Below are 4,339 nucleotides of genomic sequence, written 5' to 3'. Positions count from 1 at the left end.
GTAAGGAAGTAAGGAAGTAAGGAAGTAAGGAGGCCAGCGCTCCACGCGCAACGACCCCCTCTGTCGCCTTCGGCGACATCTCCCCCTCGAGGGGGGAGATCAGCCGCGCTGCGCCAACCGGCTACTCTCCACCGCAATCCCCAGCAGCGCCTGCCGTGCCAGCGCCACGGAAAGGTCCGGCCGCCGTCGTGTCTGCAGCACCGCCGTCTGCAGCCGGGTCAACGCGCGGCCGAGCGCGTCAGTGCTCCAGCGCTCCAGCGCCTTCTCGACCAGCTTGCGCCTGGAGAAAAACACCGGCGGCCGGGCGGCGGCGACGACCGAGGCGGCGTTGCGGTTGCCGGACTCCATCTGGCCGCGCATGATCTGGATCTGCTGCAGCTGCCGCATTGCCGAGGACAGCACCAGGAAGGGCTGGCCGCCGGACTGGCAATGGCGAGTGAAGGCGGTGTCGAAGTCGCCGATCTTGCCTTCGAGGAGCGCGTCGACCGCGTCGTCAAAAGAGGCGCCGGAGACGTCGCCCGACATCGCCTTGATCTCCTCCAGCCCGATCTCGGTCTGGCCATGGGCATAGAGCACGAGCTTTACGATCTCGCCGCGCGAGGCCAGCCGGTCGCCGCCGAGATTGCGGCGCAGCGCCTGCCTCGCCTCCATGGTCATCGACATGCCGGCCTTGCTCAGTTCGGCGTCAATGACGCCGTCGATGTCGCGCGCTTCATCGGCATAGCAAGGCAGCGCCATGGCGTTGTCGGCCGCCTCGACGATGGCGCGCAATCCGACGCCTTTCTTGAGATCGCCGGCCTCGATGAGAATGATCGCATCGCGCACGGGCTCCGCCGTCAGCGCCTTGACGTCGTCGGCCAATGCCTTCTGGCCGCTGGCATTGCGCACCCACAAAAGGCGCCGATCGGAAAACATCGGCACGGTGCGGGCTTCGTCGAGCAGCCGGCCCTCGTCGCGGTCGACCTCCGAACCCTCGAGCCTGACCACCGAGAAGGGATCGTCGAGCGGCAGGCCGGTCTTGCCGGCAAATGCCTTCGCCCGCTCGGATACGAGGCCGCGATCGGGGCCGTAAAGCAGGACGATCGAAATGCGCTGGTCCGGCTTCGCGAGCCAGCCGTCGACCTCGTAAGCTTTCTTCTGTGCCATGGCGGGTTGGTTAGCATGATGCGGGGGCTGCATCCAGCTGGGGCGACGGTCGACCCCCACTCCGTCGAGCTTCGCTCGACACCTCTCCCCCGATCGACGGGGTAGAGGAAAGGCGCGAGTTCACCAGCCTTGGTGCCCTTCCTCTCCCTCCGGAGGGGGGAGAGGTGGCGCTGCGAAGCAGCGACGGAGTGGGGGAAGCCATCAGCCAAACGCGCCGTCGCCGCAGGACAGGCACAAGCCGGCGAGCAGGCAAGGCGGCAATCAGCGGAAGCATTGCGTTGACGAAGATCGACCCCTACTCCGTCGAGCTTCGCTCTGTCGAGCCGATAGATGGTAGCAGTTCGAACCGGATAGATGGGTAACACTTCTCCCCGATCGACGGGAAAGGCGCGAGGCTCTGCCACCAATCACCTTATCTGCCAGCGAACCCGGCTCAACCTTCTCTCTAATTGCGCATCCTCGCCCAACATCGACAAGAAATTTCGCCGACATATCTTCATCTTGGTGCGCGGGAGGCTGGATCGGCCGGCGCAGCCGGACCGACGTCCGCAGGCTACCCCGACGAATTCGCACTGGCCTGGCGGCGCAGATATGCAAATATCGACACCAGGCAACATTGGAGGACAAAGGTCATGGCCGATGCTGGGATGTTGCGTTTTCACGTTCCGGAACCGGAAGTGCGGCCGGGCGGAACGCCTGATTTTTCCAATGTGCCGATCCCGAAGGCCGGCTCGGTGCCGCGCCCTGACATCGATGTCGATCCGCGCACCATCCGCGATCATGCCTTCTCGATCATCCGCGTGCTGAACCGCACTGGCGAGGCCGTTGGTCCCTGGGCCGGACTGCTTTCAAGCGACGAGCTTTTGGCCGGCCTGCGCCACATGATGACGCTGCGGACCTTCGACGCGCGCATGCAGATGGCGCAGCGGCAGGGCAAGACCTCGTTCTACATGCAGCATCTGGGCGAAGAGGCGGTGGCTTGCGCCTTCCGCAAGGCACTGGCGCCGGGTGACATGAATTTCCCGACCTATCGTCAGGCAGGGCTGCTCATCGCCGACGGCTATCCGATGGTCACGATGATGAACCAAATCTATTCCAACGAGGCGGATCCGCTGAAGGGCCGGCAATTACCGGTCATGTATTCGTCGAAGGAGCACGGCTTCTTCTCGATCTCCGGCAATCTAGCGACGCAGTACATCCAGGCGGTCGGCTGGGCGATGGCCTCGGCGATATCGAACGATTCGCGCATCGCAGCCGCCTGGATCGGCGACGGCTCGACGGCCGAATCCGATTTCCACTCGGCGCTGGTGTTCGCCTCGACCTACAAGGCGCCGGTCGTGCTCAATGTGGTCAACAACCAGTGGGCGATCTCGACCTTTCAGGGCATTGCGCGCGGCGGCTCGGGCACGTTCGCGGCAAGGGGGCTCGGCTTCGGCATCCCGTCGCTGCGCGTCGACGGCAACGACTATCTCGCCGTCCACGCGGTTGCCAAATGGGCGGCGGAGCGGGCGCGCAGCAATCTCGGGCCGACGCTCGTCGAATATGTCACCTACCGTGCCGGCGCGCATTCGAGCTCGGACGACCCGTCCGCTTACCGGCCGAAGACCGAATCCGACGCCTGGCCGCTCGGCGATCCGATCGTGCGGCTGAAAAACCATCTCATTCAGCTTGGCGTCTGGTCGGACGAGCGGCACGCGCAGGCCGAGGCGGAAATCCTCGACACGGTTATCGCGGCGCAGAAGGAAGCCGAAAGCCACGGCACGCTGCATGCCGGCGGCAAGCCGTCGACGCGAGACATGTTCGAGGGGCTCTACGCCGAGATGCCGCCGCATCTCAGACGCCAGCGCCAGCAGGCGGGAGTCTGAGCCATGCCGAGACGGACCATGATCGAGGCCATTCGCGATGCCATGGATGTATCGATGGGGCGCGACGACAAAGTCGTCGTGTTCGGCGAAGATGTCGGCTTCTTCGGCGGCGTCTTCCGCTGCACGCAGGGCCTGCAGGCCAAATACGGCAAGAGCCGCTGCTTCGATGCGCCGATCAACGAATCCGGCATTGTCGGCTCGGCCATCGGCATGGCCGCCTATGGCCTGAAACCCTGCGTGGAGATTCAGTTTGCCGACTACATGTATCCGGCCTACGACCAGCTGACCCAGGAAGCGGCGCGGCTGCGCTACCGCTCGAACGGCGATTTCACCTGCCCGATTGTGGTGCGCATGCCGACCGGCGGGGGCATCTTCGGCGGCCAGACGCACAGCCAGAGCCCGGAAGCGTTGTTCACTCATGTGTCGGGGCTGAAGACCGTGGTGCCGTCCAACCCACACGACGCCAAGGGGCTCTTGATCGCGGCGATCGAAGACCCCGATCCGGTGATCTTCCTCGAACCGAAGCGGCTCTACAATGGTCCGTTCGACGGCCATCACGACCGGCCGGTGACGCCGTGGTCGAAACATGAGCTCGGCGAGGTCGCCGACGGCCACTACACTGTGCCGCTCGGCAAGGCGGCGATCCGCAGGGCAGGCTCGGGCCTCACCGTGCTCGCCTATGGCACCATGGTTTATGTCGCGCAGGCCGCGGCCGAGGAAACCGGCATCGATGCCGAGATCATCGATCTCAGGACGCTTTTGCCGCTCGACCTCGACACGATCGTCGCTTCGGTCAAGAAGACCGGGCGCTGCGTCATCGTGCATGAGGCGACGCTGACGTCCGGCTTCGGCGCCGAACTGTCGGCGCTGGTGCAGGAAAACTGTTTTTATCACCTCGAAGCGCCGGTGGCGCGGGTCGCCGGCTGGGACACGCCCTATCCGCATGCGCAGGAGTGGGATTATTTCCCCGGTCCCGCCCGGGTCGGCCGTGCCCTGCTTGAAACCATGGGAGCCTGAGATGGGCGAACACATCATCAAGCTGCCCGATGTCGGCGAAGGGGTCGCCGAGGCCGAGCTGGTCGAATGGCACGTCAAGATCGGCGACATGGTGCGCGAGGACACTGTGCTTGCCGCCGTCATGACCGACAAGGCGACGGTTGAAATCCCGTCGCCGGTCGACGGCGAGATCCTGTGGCTGGGCGCCGAGATCGGCGACACGGTGGCGATCGGTTCGCCCATCGTGCGGCTGAAGGTGGCGGGCGAGGGGAATGTTGTCGCAGACACGAAATCGCCAGAGGTCACAGCGGCATCTACCCCCACCCCTAACC

At 64.9% G+C, this 4,339-nt stretch carries 4 protein-coding genes; 3 read left to right on the top strand and 1 reads right to left on the bottom strand.

What is annotated here, in order from left to right; translation table 11 throughout:
• Nucleotides 1-99: 99 nt before the first annotated feature.
• A complete protein-coding gene (gene holA / locus EOB49_RS31120) occupies nt 100-1,146 on the bottom strand; it encodes a DNA polymerase III subunit delta (protein ID WP_127383230.1) in 1,047 nt (348 codons plus the stop codon).
• A gap of 632 nt (nt 1,147-1,778) precedes the next feature.
• Between holA and EOB49_RS31110 the strand changes: the two genes are divergently transcribed.
• From EOB49_RS31110 to EOB49_RS31100, 3 genes are all read left to right on the top strand, one after another.
• Nucleotides 1,779-3,011, top strand: coding sequence for a 3-methyl-2-oxobutanoate dehydrogenase (2-methylpropanoyl-transferring) subunit alpha (locus EOB49_RS31110; protein WP_127329240.1), 1,233 nt, complete (start codon nt 1,779-1,781; stop codon nt 3,009-3,011).
• A 3-nt stretch (nt 3,012-3,014) separates the two neighbouring features.
• Nucleotides 3,015-4,028, top strand: a complete 1,014-nt coding sequence (locus EOB49_RS31105) for an alpha-ketoacid dehydrogenase subunit beta (RefSeq protein ID WP_127383229.1) — start codon at nt 3,015-3,017, stop codon at nt 4,026-4,028.
• Between the two features lies 1 nt (nt 4,029).
• Nucleotides 4,030-4,339: biotin/lipoyl-containing protein (locus tag EOB49_RS31100; RefSeq protein ID WP_292702464.1), on the top strand; the 310-nt coding region annotated here is incomplete at its 3' end.

Origin of the sequence: Mesorhizobium sp. M7A.F.Ca.MR.148.00.0.0 (assembly GCF_003997735.1) — a bacterium.
Taxonomy (GTDB): domain Bacteria; phylum Pseudomonadota; class Alphaproteobacteria; order Rhizobiales; family Rhizobiaceae; genus Mesorhizobium.
Note: the sequence above shows the minus strand (reverse complement) of the source record. Positions and strands in the feature narration are given on the sequence as shown.

Excerpts from the sequence above, each read along its gene's own strand:
- EOB49_RS31110 (WP_127329240.1), top strand. The coding sequence starts at position 1,779 with ATGGCCGATGCTGGGATGTTGCGTTTTCACGTTCCGGAACCGGAAGTG.
- holA (WP_127383230.1), bottom strand. The coding sequence starts at position 1,146 with ATGGCACAGAAGAAAGCTTACGAGGTCGACGGCTGGCTCGCGAAGCCG.
- EOB49_RS31105 (WP_127383229.1), top strand. The coding sequence starts at position 3,015 with ATGCCGAGACGGACCATGATCGAGGCCATTCGCGATGCCATGGATGTA.